The 24,856-nt window shown below is 65.4% G+C and carries 25 protein-coding genes; 11 read left to right on the top strand and 14 right to left on the bottom strand.

Annotated elements, in window-relative coordinates:
- Nucleotides 1-7: 7 nt before the first annotated feature.
- Nucleotides 8-916 (top strand): LysR substrate-binding domain-containing protein, encoded by a 909-nt coding sequence (locus ACODSU_RS16990; RefSeq protein WP_488843431.1) that lies wholly within the window; start codon nucleotides 8-10, stop codon nucleotides 914-916.
- Nucleotides 917-1,031: 115 nt separating this feature from the next.
- On the opposite strand, the gene ACODSU_RS16985 is transcribed toward ACODSU_RS16990, so the two are convergent.
- Nucleotides 1,032-2,660 carry a GAF and HD-GYP domain-containing protein gene (locus ACODSU_RS16985; protein WP_488843429.1) on the bottom strand — a complete coding sequence of 543 codons (1,629 nt, stop codon included), beginning with the start codon at nucleotides 2,658-2,660 and terminating at the stop codon, nucleotides 1,032-1,034.
- Nucleotides 2,661-2,751: 91 nt separating this feature from the next.
- Between ACODSU_RS16985 and trhO the strand changes: the two genes are divergently transcribed.
- From trhO to ACODSU_RS16970, 3 genes are all read left to right on the top strand, one after another.
- A complete protein-coding gene (gene trhO / locus ACODSU_RS16980) occupies nucleotides 2,752-3,753 on the top strand; it encodes an oxygen-dependent tRNA uridine(34) hydroxylase TrhO (RefSeq protein ID WP_015014351.1) in 1,002 nt (333 codons plus the stop codon).
- Entirely contained in the window at nucleotides 3,750-4,418 is a 669-nt protein-coding gene (locus ACODSU_RS16975) for a glutathione S-transferase (RefSeq protein WP_488843427.1), read from the top strand. The genes trhO and ACODSU_RS16975 overlap by 4 nt, the downstream gene beginning before the upstream one ends.
- 184 nt (nucleotides 4,419-4,602) lie before the next feature.
- Nucleotides 4,603-4,821 carry a hypothetical protein gene (locus tag ACODSU_RS16970; RefSeq protein WP_060985242.1) on the top strand — a complete coding sequence of 73 codons (219 nt, stop codon included), beginning with the start codon at nucleotides 4,603-4,605 and terminating at the stop codon, nucleotides 4,819-4,821.
- Between the two features lie 118 nt (nucleotides 4,822-4,939).
- Here ACODSU_RS16970 and ACODSU_RS16965 read toward each other — a convergent pair whose 3' ends face one another.
- The 6 genes from ACODSU_RS16965 to ACODSU_RS16940 all read right to left on the bottom strand — a co-directional run bounded on the left by ACODSU_RS16965 (nucleotide 4,940) and on the right by ACODSU_RS16940 (nucleotide 10,294).
- Nucleotides 4,940-5,476: a disulfide bond formation protein B gene (locus ACODSU_RS16965; protein ID WP_488843424.1), complete on the bottom strand. Its 537-nt coding sequence runs from the start codon at nucleotides 5,474-5,476 to the stop codon at nucleotides 4,940-4,942.
- A 56-nt stretch (nucleotides 5,477-5,532) separates the two neighbouring features.
- Nucleotides 5,533-6,657, bottom strand: a complete 1,125-nt coding sequence (locus ACODSU_RS16960; protein ID WP_298457246.1) for a sulfate/molybdate ABC transporter ATP-binding protein — start codon at nucleotides 6,655-6,657, stop codon at nucleotides 5,533-5,535.
- A gap of 12 nt (nucleotides 6,658-6,669) precedes the next feature.
- On the bottom strand, nucleotides 6,670-7,572 hold the full coding sequence (cysW, locus tag ACODSU_RS16955) for a sulfate ABC transporter permease subunit CysW (RefSeq protein WP_488843422.1): 903 nt from the start codon (nucleotides 7,570-7,572) through the stop codon (nucleotides 6,670-6,672).
- On the bottom strand, nucleotides 7,569-8,438 hold the full coding sequence (cysT, locus tag ACODSU_RS16950; protein ID WP_291444483.1) for a sulfate ABC transporter permease subunit CysT: 870 nt from the start codon (nucleotides 8,436-8,438) through the stop codon (nucleotides 7,569-7,571). Before cysT ends, cysW begins: the two co-directional genes overlap by 4 nt.
- A gap of 35 nt (nucleotides 8,439-8,473) precedes the next feature.
- Nucleotides 8,474-9,478, bottom strand: coding sequence for a sulfate ABC transporter substrate-binding protein (locus tag ACODSU_RS16945; RefSeq protein WP_488843420.1), 1,005 nt, complete (start codon nucleotides 9,476-9,478; stop codon nucleotides 8,474-8,476).
- 231 nt (nucleotides 9,479-9,709) lie between these two features.
- A complete protein-coding gene (locus ACODSU_RS16940; protein ID WP_488843418.1) occupies nucleotides 9,710-10,294 on the bottom strand; it encodes an RBBP9/YdeN family alpha/beta hydrolase in 585 nt (194 codons plus the stop codon).
- A 189-nt stretch (nucleotides 10,295-10,483) separates the two neighbouring features.
- Here ACODSU_RS16940 and ACODSU_RS16935 point away from each other — a divergent pair, with 189 nt between their 5' ends.
- From ACODSU_RS16935 to ACODSU_RS16925, 3 genes are read left to right on the top strand one after another with little or no spacing between them, the layout of a single operon-like run.
- The gene (locus tag ACODSU_RS16935; protein WP_488843416.1) at nucleotides 10,484-11,392 is read left to right on the top strand and encodes a hypothetical protein; all 909 of its coding nucleotides are present in this window, start codon (nucleotides 10,484-10,486) and stop codon (nucleotides 11,390-11,392) included.
- Nucleotides 11,393-11,414: 22 nt separating this feature from the next.
- A complete protein-coding gene (locus tag ACODSU_RS16930) occupies nucleotides 11,415-12,038 on the top strand; it encodes an RNA polymerase sigma factor (protein ID WP_488843414.1) in 624 nt (207 codons plus the stop codon).
- Complete coding sequence (locus ACODSU_RS16925; protein WP_488843412.1) at nucleotides 12,035-13,111, top strand: ankyrin repeat domain-containing protein; 1,077 nt, start codon at nucleotides 12,035-12,037, stop codon at nucleotides 13,109-13,111. Before ACODSU_RS16930 ends, ACODSU_RS16925 begins: the two co-directional genes overlap by 4 nt.
- 99 nt (nucleotides 13,112-13,210) lie before the next feature.
- Here ACODSU_RS16925 and ACODSU_RS16920 read toward each other — a convergent pair whose 3' ends face one another.
- Entirely contained in the window at nucleotides 13,211-14,080 is an 870-nt protein-coding gene (locus ACODSU_RS16920; protein WP_209819842.1) for an HDOD domain-containing protein, read from the bottom strand.
- Nucleotides 14,081-14,245: 165 nt separating this feature from the next.
- Nucleotides 14,246-15,193, bottom strand: coding sequence for a LysR family transcriptional regulator (locus ACODSU_RS16915; RefSeq protein ID WP_488843410.1), 948 nt, complete (start codon nucleotides 15,191-15,193; stop codon nucleotides 14,246-14,248).
- 146 nt (nucleotides 15,194-15,339) lie between these two features.
- On the opposite strand from ACODSU_RS16915, the gene ACODSU_RS16910 reads away from it, so the two are divergent.
- Nucleotides 15,340-15,984, top strand: coding sequence for an FMN-dependent NADH-azoreductase (locus tag ACODSU_RS16910; protein WP_488843408.1), 645 nt, complete (start codon nucleotides 15,340-15,342; stop codon nucleotides 15,982-15,984).
- A 190-nt stretch (nucleotides 15,985-16,174) separates the two neighbouring features.
- Here the strand turns inward: ACODSU_RS16910 and ACODSU_RS16905 are convergent, their stop codons facing one another.
- From ACODSU_RS16905 to ACODSU_RS16890, 4 genes are all read right to left on the bottom strand, one after another.
- Nucleotides 16,175-18,481: a putative bifunctional diguanylate cyclase/phosphodiesterase gene (locus ACODSU_RS16905; protein WP_488843406.1), complete on the bottom strand. Its 2,307-nt coding sequence runs from the start codon at nucleotides 18,479-18,481 to the stop codon at nucleotides 16,175-16,177.
- Between the two features lie 377 nt (nucleotides 18,482-18,858).
- Nucleotides 18,859-19,662 (bottom strand): MetQ/NlpA family ABC transporter substrate-binding protein, encoded by an 804-nt coding sequence (locus ACODSU_RS16900; protein WP_015014367.1) that lies wholly within the window; start codon nucleotides 19,660-19,662, stop codon nucleotides 18,859-18,861.
- Between the two features lie 118 nt (nucleotides 19,663-19,780).
- Nucleotides 19,781-20,869, bottom strand: coding sequence for a DUF6817 domain-containing protein (locus ACODSU_RS16895; protein ID WP_488843403.1), 1,089 nt, complete (start codon nucleotides 20,867-20,869; stop codon nucleotides 19,781-19,783).
- Between the two features lie 319 nt (nucleotides 20,870-21,188).
- Nucleotides 21,189-21,497 carry a hypothetical protein gene (locus ACODSU_RS16890; RefSeq protein ID WP_060985737.1) on the bottom strand — a complete coding sequence of 103 codons (309 nt, stop codon included), beginning with the start codon at nucleotides 21,495-21,497 and terminating at the stop codon, nucleotides 21,189-21,191.
- 282 nt (nucleotides 21,498-21,779) lie between these two features.
- Between ACODSU_RS16890 and ACODSU_RS16885 the strand changes: the two genes are divergently transcribed.
- On the top strand, nucleotides 21,780-22,073 hold the full coding sequence (locus ACODSU_RS16885; RefSeq protein WP_488843401.1) for a DUF4148 domain-containing protein: 294 nt from the start codon (nucleotides 21,780-21,782) through the stop codon (nucleotides 22,071-22,073).
- A 210-nt stretch (nucleotides 22,074-22,283) separates the two neighbouring features.
- Here the strand turns inward: ACODSU_RS16885 and ACODSU_RS16880 are convergent, their stop codons facing one another.
- Entirely contained in the window at nucleotides 22,284-23,423 is a 1,140-nt protein-coding gene (locus tag ACODSU_RS16880) for a zinc-binding dehydrogenase (RefSeq protein ID WP_060983932.1), read from the bottom strand.
- A 396-nt stretch (nucleotides 23,424-23,819) separates the two neighbouring features.
- Between ACODSU_RS16880 and ACODSU_RS16875 the strand changes: the two genes are divergently transcribed.
- Nucleotides 23,820-24,473: a MerR family transcriptional regulator gene (locus ACODSU_RS16875; RefSeq protein ID WP_488843399.1), complete on the top strand. Its 654-nt coding sequence runs from the start codon at nucleotides 23,820-23,822 to the stop codon at nucleotides 24,471-24,473.
- Entirely contained in the window at nucleotides 24,400-24,801 is a 402-nt protein-coding gene (locus tag ACODSU_RS16870; protein WP_110958902.1) for a carboxymuconolactone decarboxylase family protein, read from the top strand. The genes ACODSU_RS16875 and ACODSU_RS16870 overlap by 74 nt, the downstream gene beginning before the upstream one ends.
- Nucleotides 24,802-24,856: the final 55 nt, after the last annotated feature.

The following is a 24,856-nucleotide window of genomic DNA, read 5'->3' as shown; positions in this document are numbered from 1 at the left end:
TGGCGCCATGCACTTGCCGCTCAACGCCCTGCGTGCCTTCGAGGCCTCGGCCCGCCACCTGAACCTGACGCGTGCCGCCCAGGAGCTGCACGTGACCCAGACCGCCGTGAGCCAGCACATCCGCAAGCTGGAAGACCGGCTGGGCAAACCGCTGTTCCGGCGCCTGCCGCGCGGCCTGGCGCTGACGGACGAAGGCCAGGCACTGCTGCCCGTGGTGGTGGAGTCGTTCGGCAACCTGCAGCGCGCCCTGGAGAAGCTGGGCGACACCCGCCCGCGCGAGGTGCTGACCGTAGGGGCCGTGGGCACCTTCGCGGTGGGCTGGCTGCTGCCCCGGCTGCGCGACTTTCAGCAGGCCTGCCCGTTTGTGGACCTGCGCCTGCTCACGCACAACAACCGAGTGGACATGGCGGGCGAAGGGCTGGACTACGCCATTCGCTTTGGCGACGGCGCCTGGCACGGCACGCAGGCCGACCGCATCATGGATGCACCCATGTCCGTGATGTGCTCACCCGCCCTGGCCCACGGCCTGCGCACGGCGGCCGACCTGGCGCGCCAGCCTTTGCTGCGCAGCTACCGCACCGACGAATGGACGGCCTGGTTTGAAGCCGCGGGGGCGCCCTGCCCCGTCGTGCGCGGCGCGGTGTTCGACTCGTCCCTCACCCTGGCCGAAGCAGCGGCGCAGGGCGCGGGCATGGCGCTGTTGCCGGTGAAGATGTTCGCGCGCGAACTGCAGCAGGGCCGTCTGGCACAGCCCTTTGCACAAGAGCTGCACCGGGGCGCCTACTGGCTGACACGGCTGCAGTCCCGCCCTGCCACGGGGGCCATGACGGCGTTTCGGGACTGGCTGCTGACGCAGGCCAGCGCCGGCACGGGGGGCAGCACTGGTAGCAGCACCAGCGCAGAGAAATTGGAGTGATTTAGGCCGGTAGCGCTAGTGCATCATGCGCCAACAGCTATCAACTGAGTAGCAACCTATCCGAATGCATCGGTACCCACTGCGGGACGATGCACCACCTGGGCGCCCGGCGGAATCAAAAATCTATCGCGGTCACATCCACCGCGTCCACCTGCCCCGCCTCCAGAAACTGTTCACCATACCGAAGGTAGACCCGTTCCCGCACAAACACCTCGAAGAGGTCGGGGTCGATGTGCCCGTTGTCGCGCATCTTGCACATGATGGCGATCGCCTGCGACAAGGTCATGCCGCTCTTGTAGGGCCTGTCTGCGGCCGTCAGCGCCTCAAAGATGTCGGCAATGCCCATCATGCGGGCCTGCAGCGACATCTGCTCGCGCGTGAGGCCGCGCGGGTAGCCCTTGCCATCCATGCGCTCGTGGTGGCCGCCCGCGTATTCGGGCACGTTTTGGAGGTGGCGCGGCCAGGGCAGCGTCTCCAGCATCTTGATGGTGGCGACGATGTGGTAGTTGATGGTGTCGCGCTCGGCCTGGTTCAGCGTGCCGGACCGGATGGTGAGGTTCTCCACCTCTTCGGCCGTCAGAAAGCTCGTCTGCACCCCTTGCGGGTTGCGCCAGTGGCGCATGGCGGCGATGTCGCGCACGCGCTGCTGGTCCTCGGGGCGCATGGCCTCGGTGCCGGTGTTGCAGCGGCGCAGAAACTCGCGGTCTTCCTCCAGCGCATGGATGTCGTGTTGCAGGGCCTGCAGCTCCTGCCCCTCGGCCCGCGCGTCCACCACCGGGCGCAGCGCCAGCTGGCGGCGCAGCGCGGCCAGTTCGGCGTCGCGCTTGAGCACTTCAAACCGCGTGTCCACCAGGCCGATGCGGTCGTAGATGGTCTGCAGCTTGGTGGCCTTGTCCACCACATGCACGGGGGTGGTGATCTTTCCGCAGTCATGCAGCAGGCCTGCCATCTTGAGCTCGTAGCGGTCGCGGTCGCTCATCTTGAACGCGGCCAGCGGCCCCTCGCGGGTGGCATCCACGGCTTCGGCCAGCATCATGGTGAGGGCCGGCACGCGCTGGCAGTGGCCGCCGGTGTAGGGCGATTTTTCGTCGATGGCCAGGTTGATCAGGTTCACGAACGACTCAAACAGGCGTTCGAGCTGTGTGATGAGCAGCCGGTTGGTCAGCGCAATGGCCGCCTGCGAGGCGAGCGACTCGGCCAGGCTCTGGTCGGCCTGCGAGAAGGTGATGACCTCGCCCGTCTCCGGGTCACGCGCATTGATGAGCTGCAGCACGCCGATGAGTTCGAGGTCGTGGTTCTTCATCGGCACCGTGAGGAAAGACTGCGACCGATAGCCCGTGCGCTGGTCAAACGCACGTGTGCCCGAAAAATCAAAACCTGCGGCGCTGTAGGCATCGGCAATGTTCACCGTGCGGTCGTGGATGGCCGCGTGCGCCGCCACCAGCGAATCATTGGGCCCGCCGTCGGCCGTGCGCAGGGGCAGCAGCGGCAGGTCGATGGGCTTGCCAGTGGTGCCACCCAGGCTGATGCCGAGGGAGTCGGTGCGCAATATCTCGAACTTGAGCGCCGACTGGTCTTCCGTCACGCTGTAGAGCGTGCCGCCGTCGGCGCCGGTGATGGTTTTGGCGGCCTCCAGGATGTTCTCCAGCAGCCGGTCAATGTCCCGCTCGCGCGAAAGCGCGGCGCCGATGCCGTTGAGCTGCTCCAGCCGACGGAACAGATTGAGAGTGGATTCCTTGCTCATGCGACCACCTTGCAAGCAGCGTTGGTAACCCCGCATCGTAACGAAAGGTGACAGCTATCATCCCCCTTCCTGTTTCAAAAACGCCTTTTTCGTGGACTCGGTCACACCCCGCTTTCTCACCGCCGCGCTTTACCAGTTTGTGGACCTGCCAGACTTTGCGGCGCTGCGCGAGCCTCTGCAGACCCTGTGCGACGCGAACGGCGTGCGCGGCATGCTGCTGCTGGCGCCCGAGGGCATCAACGGCACCATTGCGGGCGAACCGCAGGGTGTGCACGCCGTGCTGGCGTGGCTGCGCAGCGACGCGCGCTTTACCGCCCTGCAGCACAAGGAGGCGCTGGCCGAGCGCATGCCCTTCTACCGCATGCGCGTGCGCCTCAAGCGCGAGATCGTCACCCTGGGCGTGCCGGGCCTGAACCCTGCGCGCAACGCGGGCACCTATGTGAAGCCCGAGGACTGGAACGCCCTCATCGACGACCCTGGCGTGGTGGTGGTAGACACACGCAACGACTACGAAGTGGGCATTGGCACGTTTGAGCGCGCCATCAACCCCCACACGCAGACCTTTGCAGAGTTTCCGGCCTGGGTCGAAAAAGAGAAACAACCCGGTGGCGTGCTGGCAGGCAAACCCAAAGTCGCCATGTTCTGCACCGGCGGCATCCGCTGCGAAAAGTCCACCGCCTTCCTCAAATCGCAAGGCTTTGACGAGGTTTACCACCTCGAAGGCGGCATCCTCAAATACCTGGAAACCGTGCCCGAAGAAGACAGCCGCTGGCACGGCGACTGTTTTGTGTTCGACGAACGCGTGTCGGTAGGCCATGGCCTCGCACCGGGCCACCACCAGCTGTGCCGCTCCTGCCGCATGCCCCTGGGCGAGGCCGAACTGCAGTCACCGCACTATGTGCCCGGCGTAAGCTGCCCCTATTGCCACGGCACCCGCACGCCCGAGCAGGAACGTGCCCTGGCCGAGCGCGAGCGGCAGATGCAGTTGGCCCGGCAGCGCGGGCAAGAACACATCGGCGCGCAGCAACCCGGCCGCCCCCCGCGCACTGCGGCCAAGGACGCCGGTGACGACGGCGTGGATGGCACAACGTGACCGCCCTGCCCGTCCTGTACTCGTTCCGCCGTTGTCCCTACGCCATGCGTGCGCGCCTGGCCCTGGCCGTGAGTGGGCAGGTGTGCGAACTGCGCGAAGTGGTACTGAGGAACAAGCCCCAGGGCCTGCTGCAAGCATCCCCCAAGGGCACTGTACCCGTGCTGGTGCTCCCTGGCGGCCAGGTGCTGGAGCAGAGCCTGGACATCATGCTGTGGGCCCTGGCGCAGCACGACCCGGAAGGCTGGCTCAGCCCCAGCGATGGCACTATGGCGGACATGCTGGCGCTGATTGCCGAATGCGACGGCCCGTTCAAGCAGGCGCTGGACCGGTGCAAATACCCCAGCCGCTACCCCGACGCCGACCCCGCCCGGGCCGGCACGCAGGCGGTGGATTGGCTGCAAACGCTGGAAACAAGACTGACCCACCATACCTGTCTGTATGGCAACCGGGCAGCCCTTGCCGACATGGCCATTGCGCCCTTTGTACGGCAGTTTGCCGGCATTGATGACGTCTGGTGGAGTGCCCAACCGTGGCCGCGCTTGCAGGCATGGCTGGCCCACTGGCAGGCAAGCCCGCTGTTTGAGCAGGTGATGCCCAAACTGCCCGCCTGGGTGGACGGAACGCAAGGCGTACCATTCCCGCACAGCAACGGGATGCCCGGTTGACGCCACCGTCCCGAACCTGCTTGAGATCGGTGCCGTGGGCACCATCTGTTCCACAGCACACCACGCTCCGTGGCGCCAAGGTCACCACGGGGCAACCCTTCTCCACCTCATGCACCGCGCAGCCTCCCCAGGGCTTCACTGCGCAGAGCCCTCCCCAAGCCCCCACTCGACCCATTACCCCTGCATGAAAATCATCGACGAAATGTTGAACCTGGACTTGCTCACCCACGAGCAGCACCTGCAAATCAGCGCCTGGATCGCGCGCTCCACTTCGCCGGAAGAGATATTGCAAATGCCGGCGCCACTGTGGCAAGCCGTGGAACGCGCCAGCCAGACCATGGGCATCAACGAGGACCTGTTGCGCCCGCCGTCGCTGGATGCAGAGGGTGTGGCGCTGGGCTAGTTGCAAGCCAATGCCAGCAGGGGCGTCTCTCATCACAGAGAGCCCGATGTTTGAAAACCTTCCACCATGAAAAAAGCGCTCCGTAGAGCGCTTTTTGGGGGAAGAGCCTGGGCTACCGTCAAGCCACAGAGTAGCCAGAGCCCCGCCGGGTGCCGCCCTTCAAGGCCCGCACCAGCAGTGCCAGCAGCACCAGGCCAAAGCCCACAAAGCAGATGAACGACCAGTTGGCAATCGAGCCCCCGAGGAAAGTCCAGTCGATCGCGGTGCAGTCACCCGAACCGCGGAAGATCATGGGGATGGCGCGGCTGATGGGGTAGTTTTCGATCATGCCGTAGAAGTCGCGGCCGCAGGTCGCGATCTCGGGCGGGTACCACTGCAGCCAGCTCTGGCGGGCTGCCACAAAGGCACCAAACCCGGCGGTGACCAGGGCCAGCACCCCAAAAGTCATCCACCAGCCCCGATTGCCTCGTGCGCTCGCCAGGGCCGTGAATACCGCCACACCAATGAGCGCATAGCGCTGCACGATGCACATGGGGCAAGGCTCCAGGCCCACCACATGCTGCAAATACATGCCAAAGGCCAGCATCGCCACGCAGGCCACGCTGATCAGCGCCAGCACACGGCGCGGGGCCTGATCGATCCAGTTCAACAACATCTTTGTTATCCCTCTAAGCCGCGCAGTGCCTGGCGCGGCATCCCCAGGGAAGCTGCTCAGATACCAGCGGCGTGATCCAAGAACACTCGGGCGCGGCGTGGTGTGACCACCAGCGTTTCGCCCTCTTTGAAACCCATTTCCTTGAACTGCTGCGCAGGAATCTGCGCTTCGATCAGGGACTCTGGGGACGCATTGTCCGCTGGTTTGTGGTCATCGGTCGGAATAAGTTCCAGGCGTGCAATGGGGCCCACCACAATGGCGCGGCTCAGCTGGGCCACGATGCCACGGGGACGGCCTTCTGCGTCCAGGCCCGCGCCCGGGGAGTAGCGCTCCACGTCCAGGTCGTGCGGACGCACATAGGCAAAGGCCTTGGCGTTCTGCGCCGCCTGGTGCTCGGGGGAGTCGATCTGCATGCCCTCTAGGTGCACCAGGCCTTCATGGGCGCGGCCGTGGAACAGGTTCACATCGCCCAGAAAGCCGTACACGAAGGGGCTGGCGGGCTGGTCCCACACCTGCTGGGGCGAGCCGCTTTGCTCGATCTTGCCCTGGTTGATCACCACCACGCGGTCGGCCACTTCCAACGCCTCTTCCTGGTCGTGGGTCACGAAGATGCTGGTGACATGCAGTTCGTCGTGCAGGCGGCGCAGCCAGCGGCGCAGTTCCTTGCGCACTTTGGCATCCAGCGCGCCGAAGGGTTCGTCCAGCAGCAGCACCTTGGGCTCCACTGCCAGGGCGCGGGCCAGCGCAATACGCTGGCGCTGGCCGCCGGACAGCTGCGAGGGATAGCGCTCGGCCAGCCAGTCGAGCTGCACCAGCTTGAGCAGGTCCATCACCTTCTTCTTGATCTGCGCCTCGCTCGGGCGTTCGCTGCGGGGCTTGACGCGCAAGCCAAAGGCCACGTTCTCGAACACCGTCATGTGGCGGAACAGCGCATAGTGCTGGAACACGAAGCCCACGTTGCGCTCGCGCACATGCACGTCGGTGGTGTCTTCACCGCTGAAGTGGATGGTGCCCACATCGGCAGTCTCCAGGCCCGCGATGATGCGCAGCAGCGTAGTCTTGCCGCAGCCCGAGGGGCCGAGCAGTGCAATGAGTTCGCCCGAGGCAATGTCCAGGCTCACATCGCGCAGGGCCTGAAAGTCGCCAAACTGCTTGCTGACGTTACGGATTTCAATGCTCATGTTCTGTTTCCTTCACACGCCAGCGGGCGCGGGGCGCTCGGGCGGCAATTCGGCGGCGGCCTTCAGGGCCTGCTCGTTGCGGTGTTCGGCAATCGTCTTGATGACCAGCGTGATCAAGGCCAGCAAGGCCAGCAGCGAGGCAGCGGCAAACGCGGCCACCGACTGGTATTCGTTGTAGAGAATCTCGACGTGCAGCGGGATGGTGTTGGTCTGGCCCCGGATGTGGCCCGACACCACAGACACCGCACCAAATTCGCCCATGGCCCGGGCGTTGCACAAGATCACGCCGTACAGCAAACCCCACTTGATGTTGGGCAAGGTCACGTACCAGAAGGTCTGCCAGCCGCTGGCACCCAGCACGATGGCCGCCTGCTCCTCGTCATTGCCCTGCGCCTGCATCAGCGGGATCAATTCGCGGGCGATGAACGGAAAGGTCACGAACACGGTGGCCAGCACAATGCCCGGCACGGCAAAGATGATCTTGATGTCATGCGCCGCCAGCCACGGGCCAAACCAGCCCTGCGCGCCAAACATCAGCACATAGATCAAACCGGCCACCACAGGCGACACCGAAAACGGCAGGTCCACCAGCGTGGTCAAGAAGGCCTTGCCCTTGAACTCGTACTTGGCAATGCACCAGGCCGCCGCCACGCCAAACACCAGGTTCAGTGGCACGGCGATCAGCGCGGTGATCAGCGTGAGCTTGATGGCCGACCAGGCGTCGGGCTCGCGCAAGCCTTCCAGGTAGGCGCCAAAGCCCTTGCGCAGCGCCTCGGCAAACACAGCGGCCAACGGCAGCACGAGGAACAGCAGCATGAAAGCCAGTGCCAGCGTGATCAGCGTATAGCGCACCCAAGATGCCTCGGTGGTGCCGGCCTGGGCGCGGCGAACAGTTCGAGAGTTGGCGCCGCTCATGCTGGAGCCCCCGCGTGGCGGCGCTGCCAAGCTTGCAGCGCGTTGATGATGAGCAGCAGGATGAAGGAGATGACCAGCATCACCACGGCTACGGCGGTGGCGCCTGCGTAGTCGTACTGCTCCAGCTTGCCGATGATGATGAGCGGCGTGATCTCCGACACCATGGGCATGTTGCCCGCGATAAAGATCACCGAGCCGTATTCACCCACCGCCCGTGCAAACGCCATGGCAAAGCCGGTAAGCAGTGCGGGCGTGATGGAGGGCAGGATGACCTTGGTGAAGGTCTGCAGGCGTGTGGCACCCAAACAGGTGGCGGCCTCTTCCAGCTCCTTCTCGGCGTCTTCCAACACCGGTTGCACGGTGCGCACCACAAACGGCAGGCCGATGAAGATGAGCGCAATCACAATGCCTGCGGGCTTGAACGCCAACTGGATGCCCATGGGCTCCAGAATGCTGCCCACCCAGCCATTGCCCGCCAACAGGGCCGTGAGCGAGATGCCGGCCACGGCCGTAGGCAGCGCAAATGGCAGGTCCACCAGCGCGTCCACGATCTTCTTGCCCGGGAACTTGTAGCGCACCAGCACCCAGGCGATCAGCAGGCCGAACACCAGGTTGACCAGCGCCGCGATGAACGATGCGCCAAACGTCAGCCGGTAAGACGCCAGCACGCGCGGCGCGCTGATGGCGGCCCAGAACTGGTCCCAGGTGAGGGTGAAGGTCTTGAAGATCAGTGCCGACAGCGGGATCAGCACGATGATGCTCAAGTAGAAAAGGGTGTAGCCCAGTGACAGCCCGAAGCCGGGCAACACGCGCTTGGGCGCGCGCCGTCCGGCCGGGGCTGCGGCCACGGCAGTCGCAGCGGTCATAGATGCAGTGGTGAGTCGGGAGAAGCGCCGCCTACTTACTTGGCGCCGGGCGTGTAGAGCTTGTCGAACTGGCCGCCGTCATTGAAGTGCACCTTCTGCGCTTCGGTCAGCGACCCGAAATACTTGGCCACGGTGAACTGCTTGAGCGGCTTGAACGTGGCTTCGTACTTCTTGAGCACCTTTTCCGAGCGTGGGCGGATGGCGTGCTTGGCGGCGATCTCCTGCGCTTCGTCCGAGTACAGATAGTCCAGGTAGGCCTTGGCCAGCTGGGCCGTGCCCTTTTTGGCCACAGTGCGCTCCACCACAGCCACGGGGTTCTCGGCCACCACGCTCACCGAGGGGTAAATCGCATCGACCTTGCCCGTGCCGAACTCGCGGTCGATGGAAACCACTTCGGATTCAAAGGTGATGAGCACGTCGCCCTGGTTGCGCTGCAGGAAGGTGGCAGTGGCATCGCGCCCGCCCTTGGCCAGCACGGGCACGTTCTTGTAGAGCTTGCTCACGAACTCCGCCGCCTGCGCGTCGGTGCCGCCCTTTTCACGCACGGCGCCCCAGGCGGCCAGGTAGGCATAGCGGCCATTGCCGCCGGTCTTGGGGTTCACCACGATGACCTGCACGCCGGGCTTGATGAGGTCGTCCCAGTCCTTGATGTTCTTAGGGTTGCCATTGCGCACCAGGAACAGCATGGTGGACGTGGTGGGCGATGCGTCGTTGGGAAACTTCTTGGCCCAGTCCTTGGCAACCACGCCGTTATCGGCCAGGAACTGCACGTCGGTGGTCGTGTTCATGGTCACCACATCGGCGGCCAGGCCGTCGTTCACGGCGCGGGCCTGGGCGCTGGAGCCAGCGTGCGACTGGTCGATCTTCACGTCCTGGCCGGTGGTCTTCTTGTAGTGGGCGGCAAAGGCAGTGTTGTAGTCCTTGTAGAACTCGCGGGCCACGTCATACGACACGTTGAGCAGCGAATTTTGAGCGGCAGCCATGCCGCTCGCGGCCAGGGCCAGGGAGGCCAGGAGGGTCTTGAGTTTCAGAGAAGTCATGGTGAGGTTGGCCAAAAAATGCTGGAGATTCCGCATTGTGCGGACCCCCTCTTAAAACTCAAAAGAATATATTTTTGTTAATTAATCGAAAATCTGCATATAAGCGCTATCAGGGGTGCACTGACGTCAAGCCACCCGGGCCCGCTGCTGCTGCCCAGGCGAGAGTTTTTGGGTCCCATAGACCCCAAGCGCTAGTGCAATGCGCGCAGCAAGCTATTAATAAGATAGCAATCAGGCGGCAGCAGAGGACGCCTGCGCGTAGCCGCCCATGGGTCGGTTACCAGTGTGATCCCCCTCCAGCGACTGCAACAACGCCCAGCCCAAAGGCCATTCGCCATGGCCCGAGTCAATATTGATGTGCCCTGCGTTCTGCATGCGCACAAACTCGCTGCCCCAGGCTCGCGCATAGGCGCCCGCCAGGCGGATGGGACAAAACGGGTCGTTGCTGCTGGCCACCACGATGCTGCGATACGGCAAAGCGGCATAGGGCACGGGGGCAAAGTCGCTCAGGATGGCGCGGCGCTCCGGGTCGGCCGGGGCCACCAGCAGCGCGCCGCAGACCTTGGCCGCAGCCTCAGGGCCCATGTGGGTGGTGGCAATGCAGCCCAGACTGTGCGCCACGATCACCACAGGCTGGGGCGCAGCCAGTACCGTCTTTTCCAGCTGGCTCACCCAGGCCGAACGCGTAGGCGTGATCCAGTCATCCTGCACCACACGGCGCGCATGCGGCAGGCGCTCGGCCCACAGGCTCTGCCAGTGGCCGGGACCCGAGTCGCGCCAGCCGGGGACGATGATGATGGAGGTGGTAGCGGTCACAGGCTGGCATTCTGCGAGCCAGCCTTTAAAACCCAAACGACTTAATTCTTGTTATTTAATCGCCAAATCATCTAAAAACACCCGCATTTCGGCAGTGTCTGACCCCAATATCTTTTTTCGCGGGATTTAACCCCTTTCGACCGCCCCGTTCGTTTCATCCAGCACCACCACTTTTTTGATGGAGCTGCCATGAAACCCCGTTCACTCACCCTGCCCGCGCTCGCCGCCCTGACAGCACTGCTGGGCCTGGCCCACCTGCCTGCCCAAGCCATTGGCCGCCTGGCCGACGTGACCATCGTGGACCGCGATACCGGTGCTACCCTGCCCGTGCACTACGCCCGAGGCGAACACTGGGTGGCAGGGCGGCCCGGTGCGCGCTATGCCATCAGCGTGCGCAACCGGCTGGGCGAGCGGGTGCTGGCCGTGCCGTCGGTGGACGGCGTGAATGTGCTCAGCGGCGAAACCGCTGCGTGGGACCAGCGCGGTTATGTGTTCTCGCCGCACGAGCGCTACCAGATCACCGGCTGGCGCAAGAGCGACAGCCAGGTGGCGGCCTTTGAGTTTTCGCACATCGCCAACTCGTATGCCGCCCGCACGGGCCGCCCGGCACATGTGGGCGTGATTGGCGTGGCCCTGTTCCGCGAACAGCCACCGGTGCACCAGCCTGCCCCGGCCATCACCCCCGAGCCCTATAGCCAGCGCCGCGACAACGGCCTGGGTCTCGGGCGCTTGCGGGAGGAACCCCCATCGCCCGCAGCCGCTGGGGCTGCCGGTGGGCCTGCTGCCCCGGCCCCATCGGCCGAGGCTGAGTCTTCTGCCCGCTCGCCATCTGCTGACAGTGTGGCCAAGGCCGCTCCCATGCCATCTGCCAAGCTGGGCACAGCACACGGCCAGCGCGAGACCTCGGTCGTCACCCACACCACCTTCACGCGCCTGCAGGAGCAACCCAATGAAATCATCAGCATCCGCTACGACAGCCGCGAGAACCTGATCGCCAGCGGCGTGATCCGCGAACCCATCGCCCGGCCCTCCGTGCCCTCGGTGCCCCGCGCATTTCCGCAGTCGGACAACCTGTCGTACGTACCCGACCCCAGGTAGGCCTGGGCCGGCCCGTGCGTGCATGAGGGTTTCGCATAATGCCCGGGTGCCCGCCGCCCCGCACTCTGACGATGCCTACGATGCCCAAGACGCCGACGAGGCGCTGATGCTGCGCTACGCCGGTGGCGACATGGCCGCGTTCGACCGGCTTTACGCCAGGCACGAACTGGCTGTGTGGCGGTTTGTGTTTCGCAGCGTGAAGGTGCAGGCGGTGGCCGACGACCTGCTGCAAGACGTGTGGTTTGCAGTGGCGCGCAATGCCGCCCGTTATGAGGTGAAGGCCAAGTTTCGCACCTGGTTGTTCACCCTGGCGCATAACCGGCTGGTGGACCATCTGCGCACCGCCAAACACCACACCAGCCTGGATGCGAGCGACGACGATGCGCGCACGCTGGCCGACACGCTGGTGGCCGACTCGGGCTTTGGGCCCGCGCGGCAACTGCAGTCGCGCGAGCAGGCGGCCGCGCTGATTGCGGCGGTGGAGCAGTTGCCGCTGGAGCAGCGCGAGGCCTTTTTGCTGCAAGCCGAAGGCGACCTGAGCGTGCAGGAGATTGCCGAGGCCACCGGCGTGAACTTTGAAACCGCCAAGAGCCGCCTGCGCTACGCAAGGGCCAGCCTGCGCCAGCACCTCAAGGAGTTTGTATGACCCGGCAGGACGACGAACTGGTCCGGCGCTACCACGAAGCCAGCGAGCAGGAAGGCGCCCGCCCCGGCGCGCATGTGCGCGAGGCCGTGCGTGCCCACGCCCAGATGATCGCCAAGGCTGCGGCATCGGCATCAGCAGGCCCAGTGACGGCCCCTGCCGCCAACCAGGCCCGCTGGAAAATTTCGGCCCTGGCCACCCTGGCTGTGGTGGGACTGACCGGCTTGCTGATGCTGCAGTTCGAGCGCGGCACGCCCGAAGAGCGGGACGCTGCTTTCAGCCACCGCCGGGCCGAGGCGCCGGCGCCGGCAACTCCTGCACCGGAAGCCCCTCCGACGCCGCAGCCACCGGCTGAGCCTTCACCAGCCACTTCGCGCGCACCCGTAAGCGCGCAGAACAATGCACGGAACAGCACCGGCCCATCGGCCGACGCCTTGCCCTCCAAGCCCTCCGCAGGAGCCGCCCCTGCGCCTGTGCACATACCAGCAGCCCAACAGCCTGCGGCCAAGGCGCCCCCCGCATCGCCCTCGACCACTGAGCAGGAAGCCCTTGCAGCGCCTCGCGCAGCAGGCGCCCTCTCCGGTTTCCCAGCATCGCCCCCCGCACCCGCGATGGCCGGAGCCCCCCGCGCCGAGTCCGGTGCTGAAAGGCGCGAGCGCGCAGCAGCCTCCACAGCACCGGCTCTCCAGGAGGCCGCTCCGGCTACCGCACCAGCCGCCCGCAGCGCGCAGGCTGACTCTGCATCGCGCGACCACCACGCGGCTGCCGCAGCCCCTGCCATGCAAAAAAATCTGGGCGCGGCCTTGTCCAGCACCGTCTGGGAGGCCGCGCGCACAGGCCAGACCCAACAGGTCGAATCCCTCGTGCAACAGGGCTTACCGGTGGATGCCCGCGACCCCGAAGGAAAAACCGCCCTGATGCTGGCCGCGATGAACGGCCACACCGCCACCGTGCAGCGGCTGCTGGCCCTGCGCGCCAACCCGACGCTGGTGGACCGCGATGGTCTGACTGCGGCGCAGCTGGCGGCACAGCGGGGGCACACGCGCCTGGTGGAGTTGCTGGAAGCGGCGCGCTGAAAATCGCACCGGCAGGCCCCGCAGGGCTGTATCACGACCGCATGGGGCGAGCGCGACGGCCCGTCGTAGCAGCGGCGAATCAACCGCTCGTCAAAAGCATCAGAACCGCACCGCCTCAAACGCCGGGTGCAGCGCGTCGATCCAGTGATCCAGCTCATCCTGCGTCACGTGCAGGTGGTCCATGCAGGCCTGGCCGTGCTGGGTCCACTCGCGCGTCGGGGCCAGGCCGTCGTGTTGGTTGACCAGAAACTCCGCCAGCAGGCCCAGCGCCACCAGATGGCGCACCGTGGGGTCAAACCGCTCGTCGTTCAGGCACGCAAAGTCGTGGTGCAGCCAGATGGCCTGGGCCACGTCGCCCGGCAGGTGCCAGGTGCGCGCCACGATGGCGCCCATCACCGCGTGGTCAGTGCGGTGGCTGGCGTTCTCGGTCTGGGTGAAGGTGCGGTCCTTGCGCGCCAGGGCCTCGGTCACGGTGCCTGCATAGCCCCGCACGGCCTTCACCAGCACCGGCATGCCCACATGGCAGAACAGCCCGAAGCTGTAGCCCAGGCCCGGGTCCAGACTGTAGAGCTGGTGGCCGATGTGCTCGCACGCAATGGCGCGGCGCTGCGAGCTTTCCCAGAAATGTTCCAGCAACGGCGAGCGCACCTGCAGCGCGTTGCGCGTGATGAAGGCAGACAACAGCTCAACCGCCGGTTGCAGCCCCAGCACCGTCAGCGCCATGCCCACGGTCTGCACCGGCTGGGCCAGGCCGTAGAGCGGGCTGTTGGCCAGCCGCATCACGGCGGCGGCCAGGGCCACGTCGGAAGATGCCAGCTGCTCCAGCGCGGTCGAGTCCAGCTCGGGTGCCGCCACGATCTCCTGCAGGCGCAGCAGCGACTCGGGGCACGGCGGGATCACGATGGCACGCACGGCAGGGTGCACGCGGGCTTGCCGGATGTCTTGGTCGATGGGGTGTGGAGCAGTCACAAAAAGTCCCCGGGCCGCCGCGTGTGCCGACCACACGGACGGGCGTAGCCCGCACAGTTGCAATTCGTTGCATTGTGGCGCCAAAAAGCGCTCCGCCCACCGAACCCGTGCACAGGCGCAGGCTTTGCGCTCAGTGCGTCAAGACCTGGCCTTAGGAACCTGGCCTCAGATATTGGCGCCGTCGAGCCCTTGCAGGGCCTGCCGTGTGCTCAGGCTGCTGCGGCCGGGCATGGCCTCGCCCAGGTAGTCCAGAAAGCGCCGCACGGCGGGCGACAGCCCCCGGCGCGACGGAAACACGGCGTGCACGATGGCGGGCGCGGGAGCCCAGTCGGGCAGCACCCGCACCAGCTTGCGCTCGCGCATTTCTTCCTGGCACATGTAGTCGGGCATCCAGCACACCCCCGTGCCGGCCACCGCTGCGTATTTGAGCGTGAGCAGGTCGTCGGCCACATAACGCGGCGTGTGCTGCACCTGCTGGTGCGCGCCGCCAGGGCCGATCAGGTTCCAGGTGGAGCGCCCGTCGGGCGCCGACATGGCGATGCTATCGAGCTTGGCCAGATCGTCCAGCGTTTGGGGAGTGCCTTGGCGAATCAACAATTCGGGGCTGGCCACCAGGATTTGCGTGGTGTGATCAAGCCGCTTGACCACCATGCTTCCGCTATCGTCCACCGAGGGGCGCACGCGCAGCGCCACGTCGATGCCCTCTTCCACCAGGTTCACCGCCCGGTTGCTCACCAGCATGTCGATGCGCACCTCGGGGTACTGGGCCAGAAACCGGGGCATCAGCTCAGCCACCACAGTCTGCGCCAGCGTCACCGGGCAGCTCACGCGGATGGTGCCGCGCGGCGTGGTCTGCACCTGGGCCACCGTGTCGGCCGCCGCCTGGGCCGACTCGCGCATGGCCTGGCAGTGGCGCAAATAGGCTTCGCCCACTTCGGTCAGCGAGAGCTTGCGGGTGGTGCGTTGCAGCAGGCGCACGCCCAGCTGCGTCTCCAGGTCCGACACCCGGCGCGACAGGCGCGACTTGGGGATGCCGAGCGCGCGGCCCGCAGCGGCAAAGCCACCGCGCTCCACCACTTCAGCGAAATACAGCATGTCGTTGAGGTCTTGCATGGACAGGTCCGTAACACTTCAATCGTTCTATGGATAGAACAATCTATCGCAAGTTCACTACCTTATCAACAAATCGATCCATCTCCAAAATTCATTCCATGGCCACACGCTGTGGCTCCGATCCACAGAACCCAAGGAGTTCCCTCATGCAACTGCTTCACGTTGACTCTGCCATCACCGGTGATCAATCCGTGTCCCGCCAACTGACCGCCCGCACCGTGGCCGCCTGGCAAGCCGCCCACCCTGGCACCACCGTGCAATACCTGGACTTGGCACAGCAAGCGCCTTCACACCTGTCGGCGCAGTCGCTGGGTTTCCGCACCGGCCAGGCCGCTGCGACCGAGGTGGAACGCAATGAAAACGCCCTGTCCGAAGCGCTGGTGAGCCAGTTCCTGGCCTCCGACGTGATCGTGATTGGCGCGCCGCTGTACAACTTCTCCATCCCCAGCCAGCTCAAGGCCTGGATCGACCGCCTGGCGCAAGCCGGCCGCACCTTCAAGTACACCGACAAGGGCCCCGTGGGCCTGGCTGGTGGCAAGACGGTGATCGTGGCCTCCACCCGTGGCGGCGTTTACTCCGCCAGCGAAGGCGGTCAGGCCATGGAACACCAGGAGAGCTACCTGAAGGTGGTGTTCGGCTTCTTCGGCATCACCGATGTGCGCTTTGTGCGTGCCGAAGGCGTGGCCATGGGCCCGGACGCCAAGGCGGCCGCACTGGCCTCGGCCAACGTGGAAATTTCCACGCACACCAGCGTGGCCGCCAACCAGGGCCGCGTCTCGCAGGCCGCCTAAACGCAGCAACAGCAACGACGGCGCGCAAGGCGCAAGCCCTGCAACCCCCCTAGAACTCAGCCCCGTGCCGGGTTTTGGCTTTTATCCAGCAAAAACGGCCGGATGCGCTAGTGCCACATGCCTTACCAGCTATCATTTTTGATACGCCGCGCACGGGCAATACGGCGCCCAGCCCCAGCCATGCCTGCAGTCACTGCGCAGCGTGTGGCGCCTGTCGCCGCAACCATTGCTCGGCCAGTTGCTGCGGCGGCAGGGCCGGGGCAAACAGCCAGCCCTGAAAGCGCTCGCAGCCCATGCGGATCAAAAACTGCAGCTGCTCTTCGGTTTCCACACCTTCGGCCACCACCTCCAGCCCCAGCGTGCGGGCCAGCGCGTTGACGGTAGCGCAGATCTCGCGGTCGTTCACGTCCACCACGATGTCGCGCACAAACACCTTATCGATCTTCAGCTCACTCACCGGCAGGCGCTTGAGCTTGATGAGCGACGAGTGGCCGGTGCCAAAGTCGTCGATCGACAGCGCAACACCCGCGTTCTTCAGCTCCAGCGCGATGGCGTACAGCGACTCGTCCAGCAGCTGCGACTCGGTGATCTCAAGCACCAGACTGGCGGGCGTGACCCCGGCACGCTGGGTCACACCCAGCAGGGTCTGGGTGAAGCCCGGCTCGCGCAGCTGAATGGTGGAGACGTTGACCGACACAACGGGCACCTGCCAGCCCTCGGCACGCCACTGCGCCATCTGGCGGCAGGCGGTCTCGAACACCCACAGACCGATGGGCACGATGAGCCCGCTCTCCTCGGCCAGCGGGATGAACTCGTCGGGCGGCACGGCCTTGCCATCCACCGACCAGCGCAGCAGCGCCTCGGCGCCCACGGTTTGGCGCTGCTGGTTGAGTTGGGGCTGGTAAACCAGCGCGAACTCGCCCGCCTGCAGCGCGTTGTGCAGGCGCCGGCGCAGCTCCAGCCGTCCGCGCGTGATCTGCGTGAACTCCTCGATGTAGAAGCGGTACGAGCCGCGCCCCGCACTTTTGGTGGCATGCAGCGCCGAATGCGCGTGGCGCACCAGTTCCACGCTGTTGGCCGAGTCGTCCGGGTACAGGCTGATGCCCAGGCTGGCGCCCATGTACTGCGCGCCCACCTCCGACAGCTCCCACGGCTGCGCCAGGCCTTCCACCAGCGAGGCCGCCAGCTGCGCCAGCTCGGTGCGCGACGCGGGGCGCAGCAGCATCACCGTGAACTGATCATTGGCCAGCCGCGACACCAGGCCCTGCCCTGCCAGCAGTTGGGTGATGCGCTGGGCCACCTCGCTCAGTAGCGCGTCGCCCACGCGGTGGCCGTAGGTTTCGTTCACGCTCTTGAAGTGGTCCAGGTCGATCAGCAGCAACGCCACGCGGCGGTTGGTGCTGTGCGTGTCGCGCGCCGCTTCGGCTACGGCGCGCTCCAGCGCGTCTTCAAAGTAGCGGCGGTTGGGCAGGCCAGTGAGTGCGTCAAAGTGCGCCACGCGGTACAGCTGCTCCTCGTTGCGCAGCACGGCGGCCTCGGCCGTGCGCAGGCGGTTGAGCAGGCTCACCACAATGGTCTGCCGCAGCGCGGCCAGCAGCAGCACCAGCAGGCAGCACACCAGGATCAGTGCCTGCATGCCTGCGCGCCCATCAGGCGCCACAAAAAGCAGCACCAGCGTGACGGCCGCCAGCGTCATGGACAGCAGCGGCACGTAGTTCATGGCCTGGTCGCACTGGCGGCGGTAGGCCGCATCTGCCGACATGGCAAACCGCAGCCAGCGCGCGCCCCAGCCCAGCACCAGTGCCGACACGCTGAAGCTGGCGTTGAACCAGATGCCCGGCTGCACCGTGCCGCTGATGACCATGAGGTTCCACTGCATCCAGCTCAGGCCATAGCCCAACAGGCCCAGCAGCACCAGCACGTGAGAACGCTCGATGCGCACCCCCACCGTAGGAATGGCCAGCGCCGTGACACCTGCTGCTGCCAGAAACCCGGCCGGGTACAGCACCAGCACCGTGCCCACGGCCAGCGAGCCCACCCCACCCGACGGCAGATAGATCACCAGCGTGAACGCCAGCAGCGCCAGCACTGTGCCGCCAAAATCCAGCGCCGCCGGGTAGGCCCGGTCGCGCGACAGGCGTGCAAACGTGGCGCGGATGACGGTGGCCGCCCACAGCGGCCCCCCCGCCAGAAACAGCAGGTCGGCGGGCGACGGGAAAGGGTTCCAGTCCAGCGCCACCTGCGCGTTCCACACCATCTGCCCCAGTGCAACGAGCAAGGCAAAGGACAGAAGACCGGTATGCAACGCGCGGTCAGAGGGCGGCGCCTGCCGCCAGCCGCGCCAGGCCCAGAAGGCAGACAGCCAGAAAGCCAGTGTCCAGGAGGCGTTGTCGAGAAACAACCGCAAGCCCACAGAAGGCACCCACAAAGACGCCAGGAACGTCAGCGTGGTCGCACTCAACCAGACCGCTGTGAGGATTCGTTCCGCGAAGGACATGGGTCAGTGCTGGGATGGAGGGGGTGTGCTGGGCGCAGTTGCTACAGAACGTTACCCCTCCCATTGTGGCCGCAAGTGCAGCCCACCTTTTCCCCCTGCGGTTTGCCGGGGCACTGACACAGAAATAAGCTACTAAAAAAATAGCACCCAGCGACCATGGGATGGGCGCTGGGTGCCAAATGGCTTGGATTTTTTTGTTGAGCCCCCGAGACTGCGGCGCCACAACACCGCCGCCTGATCGAGAGCGTCGGAGGGCTGCAACCCATGGCCGGTGCGTACCTGCTCAACCCGGTACTGCCCTGCTCGCGCAAGGAGAGAGGACCGCCACCGCTCCGGGCCGCTGCCGGCCCGGCGCCATGGAGCGATCCATCGCGGCTTTAGAAGCCTGGCAGCACCGAACCCTTGAACTCGGTCTGGATGAACTTCTTGATCTCTTCAGAGTGGTAGGCCTTCACCAGCTTGGCCACCCAGGGCTTGTCCTTGTCAGCCTCGCGCACGGCGATCAGGTTGACGTAGGGGCTCTTGGCGTTTTCTTGCGCAATCGCGTCCTTGCCAGGGTTCAGGCCCGCCGACAGCGCAAAGTTGGTGTTGATGGCCGAGGCGTCCAGGTCGTCCAGCGAACGGGGCAGCTGGGCGGCGTCCAGTTCGACAAACTTGAGCTTCTTGGGGTTGCTCACCACGTCCAGCGGAGTGGCCTTAAGGCCCGCGCCGTCACGCAGCTTGATCAGCCCCTTGTCCTGCAGCACCAGCAGCACGCGGCCGCCGTTGGTGGGGTCGTTGGGGATGCCGAACTTGGCGCCTTCCTTCAGGTCTTCGAGCTTCTTGACCTTCTTGGAATACAGGCCGATGGGGAAGTTGACGGTGTAGCCCACCGACACCAGCTTGTAGCCACGGTCGGCCACTTGCGCATCGAGGTAGGGCTTGTGCTGGTAGCTGTTGGCGTCCAGGTCGCCAGCGGCCAGCGCAGCGTTGGGCTGAACGTAGTCGCTGAACTCGACGATCTGGATCTTGAGGCCGTCCTTCTCGGCGACCTTTTTCACCTGCTCAAAAATCTGCGCGTGGGGGCCGCCGGTCACGCCCACCTTGATGGGCTTGTCCTGGGCCATGGCGCCTGACGAGAAAGTGGCTGCGGCAGCCAGGGCCAGAGCGGATTGCAGGAGAAGGCGCTTGTTGTTGTTCACGGGAAAACCTTTCGTTGAGAGATGTCTCGCATCCTAGGGTTTCCCCGATAAAACAGGAACGACTAAGTTTTCATTTCATTACAACCCAATCGCATAACAAGCACTCAACGCTCCTTCTTCAGCCCCGCAGTGCTACGTTGTTCAGCTTGTCCAGCCGCTCGGGCCAGGTGCCTTCCACCGTCGCGCCCTGCAGCAAGATGCGCGTCCAGGCCACCCAGGCGTCCCACTGCACGCGCTTGTCCCACGCATTGCCCCAGGCGCTGAACAGGTGCAGCGCGCTTTCGGCAGCGGCCTTGGCGTCGTCCTTGCGGCCAGCGGACAGATACAGCTGGGCCAGCACCATCTGCGGCTCGCCCACCCAGGGGTTGTGGCGCACCGCGCTTTCCAGCACGCCGGTGGCCACGTCCAGGTCCACCAGCGGCTGGTCTTGCTGGATGACCGACCAGTACAGCGACGTGGCTGCTGCCTCGTTGGCGGCCGACAGGTGCTGCGTGCAATGTGCAAACACGGGGGGCATGGGCAGCACGTCCTTCAGGCCCGGGTGCTGCAGCGCCTTGGCCAGCCCGTTGATTTGGTGCACCATGCGCCCCGACGGCCGCATGGGCCCGGGCCAGAGCGATGCAGCCCAGTGCGCCTTCTGGTTGCGGTGTTGCACGTCCGGAAAGCGCGAAAAGATGTCGTCTTGCCAGCTGAACCACTGCTCGATGGTGTCGGCCATGCTCACGATGATGAAGGCCGCCACCTCGTAGGGCGTGAGCACGTGGTCCTGCCCATCCTTTTGCAGCACCAGACTGCCGTCCGCCTCCAGCGCATGGGCCAGCACCTTTTGCACGAACTGCGTGCGCGACTGGGTGCAGAACAGGTAGACCAAGTGCTCGGCCGACTCGCCCGCAATCTCGCCCACCCGGGCGCGTTCCTTAGCGGGGTCGAACTTCACCAGGTCCACAAACGCATTGCCATACACGCTGTGCAGCAGGCCCAGCAGGCGCACGTCGCGCGGCTGCTGCCACACCGTCAGCGTGCGCGTCACGCCCACCAGGTGGTGGCGAAACGTGCCCGCCTTGTGCCAGTCCTGCCCCACATTGCGTGCCAGCACCGTGGGCAGCACGGGCGCCAGCTCGGGGTCGCGGGTCAACCACTCGTCGTCCAGCAGCGGCAGCGCGCGGGCAAACAGGTCAGGGTCCAGGGGGTGAAGCGGCAGGGTCATGGGGTGGTGTCTCCGGCGTTGAGGGTGCAGGGAATGCAATGTACACACAGTATCTGCCCCCACGGCGGTTGCGCAAGCACGGGGGCGACCCGGCCCTTGCACCCCGCACGCGCCTGCACGGCGGCTCGGTCAACGCCATGGCCTGCGTTGGGCTTTCAGGCTCAGAGGCTGAGAGCTTTTTAGCCGGGCCCGAACGGCGCGCCCATACGCCTCGGATCTAGGCGCAAAGCACAGCCATAGCTCAGGCTATGGCGAGCATTGGTAACGACGGGGGGGTATGGGCGTGCAAGGAGCGCGTGGATAAAGGACTCTCAGCCTCTCAGACCAGCCGCACCTCAAAGTACGCGCCCTCACCTTCGCCCAGATCCCGGAAGCCGGCCTGCCGGGCAGCCACGCTGGCCTTGCCCCAGGCCTTGAGCAGGGTGAGATCGCCCGGGGACACCACCTCGGGGGGCGACTCCTCTAGGCTCTGCATGGTGTCGAGCGCGGCCGCCACCTGTTCGGGGCCGCCGAGCTGCTTTTCCAGGGCCCTGGCGTACCGGGTTTCGGCGGCTATGCGCTCCTTGGCCGGAAGCTCCTCGGGGTAGTCGCGGAGGTTGACGACGTAAGTGGATTCGATGACTTGCATGGCGCTGCTTCTCCTGTGGTTTGATACTGTACGAATATACAGTTTTCTCCAACAAAATTCGAGCGCTGAAAGATTCCCCGCAGAGCGCGGGAAGAAGGAAAGATTGTTCTCAATACTGGAACAGTTAGTTTGCGACTGGGTGGTTTTTCTCTGAACACCATCGGCGTACAGTTCATCCCATCGATGAGCCGAACCCGCAAGGCGACTCACCGAACCCGGTTCAGGAATGGTTTTTGACCCGGCTTTTTTGAGACGCTTTTTTAACTTTCAAGGATTTTCATCATGAACAAGACCGCTCGTTTCCTCTCCGTCGCCGCTGTTGCCGCTTTCGCCGCTTTTGGCGCCCATGCTGACGAAGCCGATGGCTCGCAATTTGCCCTGAAGTTCGACACGAACCGCACCCGCGCTGAAGTGGCTGCTGAAGCCGTCACCGAAGCCCGCACCCACAGCATGGAACCCGCAGGTTCGCGCGTGGCGACTTACAAGTCCACCGCCGACCGTGCTGCCGTACGTGCCCAGGCTGCCGAAGCTGTTCGCACCGGCCAGATCCCTTCGGGTGAATTCAGCGCCATGTAATTTGGCAGACCAACTGCTTGAGTTGGATTGAAGCAGTTGCGGGACTTCCCATGGCGGTGGCACTTCGCGCGGTGCGGGTGCTGCTGCCATGGGGAGTGTTAACTGAACCGCAGGGGCGGGCAGGCAAAAAGGGCTCCCACTGGGAGCCCTTTTTGTTGGTGCCTGCGGTGTAGGCCCCCCAGGGCGCCAGGGGCGCCCCTGCAACCTCGCTTACAGCGAAGGGTCGATCAACACCTTGGCCCCGGTGTTGCGCGGGCCGTAGAAGGCGATGGACTCTGCACTCAGCGCGCCCGCCAGCGACACGGTGCGCGCATAGTGGCTGGCAAACGTGGTCTTCAGCTCGGCCGCCACACGCTGGCGCAGCGCCTGCGTCGCCTCGTCGCCAATCTTCTGCAGAAACGGAAACAGCAGCCACCCGCCCATGCCCCAGGCCATGCCAAAGGTGCGGTGCACTTCGGTCGGGCGCGTGTCCAGGTGGCCGTACAGGTACACCTGCTTGTGCACGGCCGAGCCGTAGCGGCTGTATTCCTTGGCCTTGCGGTTGATGGCGGCCTCCATGCACTGCAGGATCTGCCCGGCCAGCGTACCGCCGCCCGTGGCATCAAACGCGATGGTGGCGCCCGTGGCGGCCAGCGCGTCGGTCAGCTCGGCCATGAAGTTTGGCGCACTGCTGTCGCACACATACTGGGCGCCCAGTTCACGCAGCAGCGCCGCCTGCTCGGGCTTGCGCACGATGTTGACCAGGCCGACGCCGTCCTTTTGGCAAATCTTGAGCAGCATCTGGCCCAGGTTGCTAGCTGCTGCGGTGTGCACCAGCGCGGTGTGGCCTTCGCGCTTCATGGTCTCCACCATGCTCAGCGCCGTCAGCGGGTTGACGAAGCACGATGCGCCTTCGGCCGCCGTGGTGCCCGGCGGCAGCGGCAGGCACTGCGCCGCCGGCATGGCGCGGTATTGCGAATACATGGCGCCACCAATCACCGCCACCGTGCGGCCCAGCAACGCCTGCGCGGCGGGTGATGCGCCCGCAGCCACCACCAGGCCCGCGCCCTCGTTGCCCACTGGCATGCTCTGACCCAGGCGTGCTGCCATGCCGGGCATGGCCCGCTCCGGGATGCGCGCTGTGGCCACCGGCCGCTCGGCCGTGCCCGTGACCTGCACGGTGGACAAATCGGCCGGGCCCAGCAGCAGGCCGATGTCCGACGGGTTGATGGGCGTGGCCTGCACCTGGATCAGCACTTCGTCCGGCCCCGGCGTGGGCACGGGTGTCGGCTCCAGGCTGATCTGCAAGGTGCCATCGGCTTGCACAAGCGAGCGCAACTGCAGCGCGGTGGTGGGGATGGAGGGGTTCATGGAGGACTCGCAGGTAGAAGATGGGACAAAGGGCCTACGCGCTGGACCGCGCAGTGTGGTGAAAGGGTGCCGCTTTTTTGACGGCGTCACACCACCACCAGCCCGCATTCTTGACCAAGCTGCGCGACCGCGCTGTCCCCTCGGTGAATGGCTGCCCCCCATGCGCAGCCCCCATGCCCTGGGTCGACCGATGCACGCAGTGCGCTACAGCTAGGGGCCAAAAACGCTTTCACACGCCCAGTCTCAAGCCATGCACGTGGCGCTTGACTTAGAGTGCGCTCCAACTTTCAGAATTGTTCCCATGGCATCCCTCCTCACCATTGCCGAAGTCGCCAAACGCACAGGCCGTAGAGCCTGTTTACGATCTCGCAGGGGTCGCGCAGCGGTCTTTGCGGGATGGGATGCAAGGCGCGGTGCGCAGTGGATAGCCCCGCTATCCACAAGCGCCGCAACGCCGCAGACCGCCCGCAAAGACCACTGCCCGAAGGGTTGGAGCGAAATCGGGTGATTGGACGCCCCAGCCGCTTGCATGGGCATGAGCCCATGCGGCGCATCCGAAGCATCCGCTCATCCCGATTGCGCTCCAACGCGATCCCCTGCGAGATCGTAAACAGGCGCTTGGCACACACCCTGCGCTATTACGAACGCGCCGGGCTGATTGCGCCAGTAGCCCGCGCACCCGGCGGCCAGCGCCGTTATGCGGCGTCGGACATGGAATGGATCGGATTCCTGCTGCGCCTTCGCGAGACCCAGATGCCCATCGGGCATATGCAGGCCTTTGCGCGGCTGCGCAGCGAAGGGAACGCCACCGCCCCCGAGCGGCGCCAGTTGCTGGAACAGCACCTGGCGCAGGTGCTGGCAACGATCACCGCCATGCAGCAAGCCGCGCAGGCCCTGCAAGCCAAGATCGAGCATTACCAGGGCCTGGAAGCTTCCCTTCGACCCACCCCGTCGTCCACCCACCAAGGAAGCTCCCATGTCCCCCGAAACCCAACCCCGCTATCTCCAGGGCCTCGCCAAGCTGCGCGAAATCGACGGCCACGCGGGTGAGCGTGTCGTCGCCAGCCTGGCCGACATTGCCCCCGACTTTGCGCGCTACCTGATCGAGTTTCCGTTTGGCGACATCTACTCGCGCCCCGGACTCGACCTGCGCAGCCGCGAGATTGCCGTCGTCGCTGCGCTGACCGCGCTGGGCAACGCCACACCCCAACTCAAGGTGCATTTGCAGGCCGCGCTGAACGTGGGCGTCACCCGCGAAGAGATCGTGGAGGTGCTGATGCAGATGGCGGTGTACGCTGGCTTTCCCGCTGCACTCAACGGACTGACTGCCGCGCGCGAGGTGTTCGCAGCGGCCGACGAGCAGCCCATGACTGCATAAAACGCCCAACCCTGCGTAGCCCACCTGCCCAATACACCGGTCTGCAGGCGAAAGG

The organism is Acidovorax sp. FG48, assembly GCF_057809085.1.
This window is presented reverse-complemented; position numbering and strand designations above follow the sequence as displayed.